Annotated in this window: 1 protein-coding gene and 1 pseudogene; one reads left to right on the top strand and one right to left on the bottom strand. The window is 72.3% G+C overall.

Features of this window, described 5'->3' with window-relative positions:
- Window positions 1-1,476, bottom strand: a 1,476-nt coding sequence (locus tag BFF77_RS30995) for an FAD-dependent oxidoreductase (protein WP_066956703.1), incomplete at its 3' end; no start/stop codon positions are given.
- 185 nt (window positions 1,477-1,661) lie between these two features.
- On the opposite strand from BFF77_RS30995, the pseudogene BFF77_RS31000 reads away from it, so the two are divergent.
- A pseudogene (locus BFF77_RS31000) lies at window positions 1,662-2,040 on the top strand (beta/alpha barrel domain-containing protein); the annotation flags it as partial.
- Window positions 2,041-2,131 lie beyond the last annotated feature (91 nt).

The raw sequence follows: 2,131 nt of genomic DNA on the forward strand, positions 1-2,131 counted from the left end.
CGACCAGACCGCGTAGCCGTCGGGGCGCACCAGTACGGCCTCCGTGCCCCAGGTGCCGGCGACGGGAGTGGCCGTGACGACGGTGACGCGGTCGGCCCAGGGACCCGCCACCGCCCGCAGGGCGGCGTCCCCGGACAGGTCCAGCAGGAGCGGGCGGGCGTCGTGCAGCAGCTCGGCGAGTACGACGGGCCCCTCGGCGGTCTTCAGCGGCAGGCTGGGCACCATGCGCCCGGCCAGCGGGTCGTCGCCGCGCCCGCCCACGTCGTACACCACCCCCGCACCTGTGATCATGGTGCTCAGATGGGCGTTGACCTCGTCGAACCGCATCAGTTCCGTGAACAGTTCGCGCAGTGCGTCCGTCCGGGGATCGGGGTCCATGAGGGCCACCTGTGCCTTCACGTTGTGCAGCACCGCCGCCGCCACCGGACGCCGCTCGCCGTGGTACGTGTCGAGCAGTCCGTCCGGCGCCCGGCCGCGGATCTCGGCGGCCAGCTTCCAGCCCAGATTGACGGCGTCCTGGAGGCCCAGGTTCACACCCTGTCCGCCGGCCGGGAAGTGCACGTGCGCCGCGTCGCCCGCCAGCAGGATCCGGTCCTTGCGGTACCGCTCCGCCAGAAGTGACGCGTCGCTGAAGCGGGCGATCCAGTCGGGGCCGTCCATCGGGACGGGCCGGCCCGCGATGCGTTCCACCTCGCCGCGCAGCTCGTCCAGGGTGACGGGGGAGTGCCGGTCCTGGTGCGGCCCCCGGTAGTCGTACGTGCACACACGGCTGGTTCCGTGCGGGTTGACCCACAGCAGTGTCCAGCCCCGCGGTGTGCGCTGCCAGCCGCCGGGCGCACGGGCCGGGTCCAGCAGCCGCACCTCGCCCATCAGGGCCGCGACGGTCGGCCCGTCGCCCAGGAAACGGATACCGCTCAGCCGGCGCACGGCGCTGCGTGCCCCGTCCGCGCCGACCACCCAGCGAGCCGTGAGCGTCCGTTCGGCACCGGACACCGACCGCAGGCTCAGCCGCACATGGTCGTCGTACTGGTCGAGGCCGACCAGTTCCGCGTCGCGCCGCAGGCGGGCGCCGAGCCGTACGGCGTCGGCCGCGAACACCTCCTGCGCGAACGCCTGCGGGCTGCCGACGATGGCCGGGCCCTCGTCGAGGACCCGGGACAGGTCGAGCTCGAAGATCGAGGCGAAGTGGAAGCGCACCGGGCCGCTCGCACCGCGGGCGGCGGTGTACGGGCCGGGCTGCACGGCCTCCAGCAGCCCCCGGCGGTCCAGGGTCTGGGCCGTGCGCGCGTGCAGGGTGCTCGCCTTGGAGACGCCGTCCGGCCGCGGCAGCTTCTCCAGGATCGTCACATCGATGCCCAGCAGGGCCAGTTCCCGTGCGACCAGCGTGCCCACCGGTCCACCGCCGACCACCGCGACCTCGGTGTCGACACCGGCCCGTGCCGCTGAGTCCGCCGCTGTGTCCGCCCCGGCACGCATAGTGCTCCCCTTCGTCGCCGCTGCTCCGAGAGAACGAACACCGAAACCGGCCGAACGGTTGCGCCGCGGCGTGCTCCTCCGACGCCCGCTCCTGCCACCTGCGGAAACGGGTTGGCTCGATTCTTCAGCGGCCCTTGCGAGAGTGCAGCCATGAGACAGAGCTGTCGCGAACGAAGGGGCGTGTCATGACGACGATGCCACTGACCGGGAAAGCGTTGCGCCTGGCTCGATTGTCCCGTGCAGGTGACGGGCGGTATCTGTTCATCCCGCTCGATCACTCTGTTTCCGACGGACCGATCGTCAGCGCTGCGGGATTCCCGGAACTGGTCACGGACATCGCGAAGGGCGGCGCCGACGCCGTCGTCGTGCACAAGGGCCGGGCGCGGCTGATTCCGCCGGCCGTCCTCACCGAAACCGGACTCGTGGTGCACCTGAGCGCCAGTACCAGCGCCGGCCCCGACGTCGACGCCAAGGTGCTGGTCGGTGACGTCGAGGAGTGCGTCCGCCTGGGCGCGGACGCGGTGAGCGTTCATGTCAACATCGGATCCGACACCGAGGCCGCGCGGATAGACCATCGCGATCAGGGGCATGCCCCAGCGGTCGCACGCCGCCGCGACGGTCCCGAGGTCGCTCAGCTGCGCGGCCTCGGTGTCGG

The sequence above is a fragment of the Streptomyces lushanensis genome (assembly GCF_001700515.1).
Lineage (GTDB): Bacteria > Actinomycetota > Actinomycetes > Streptomycetales > Streptomycetaceae > Streptomyces > Streptomyces lushanensis.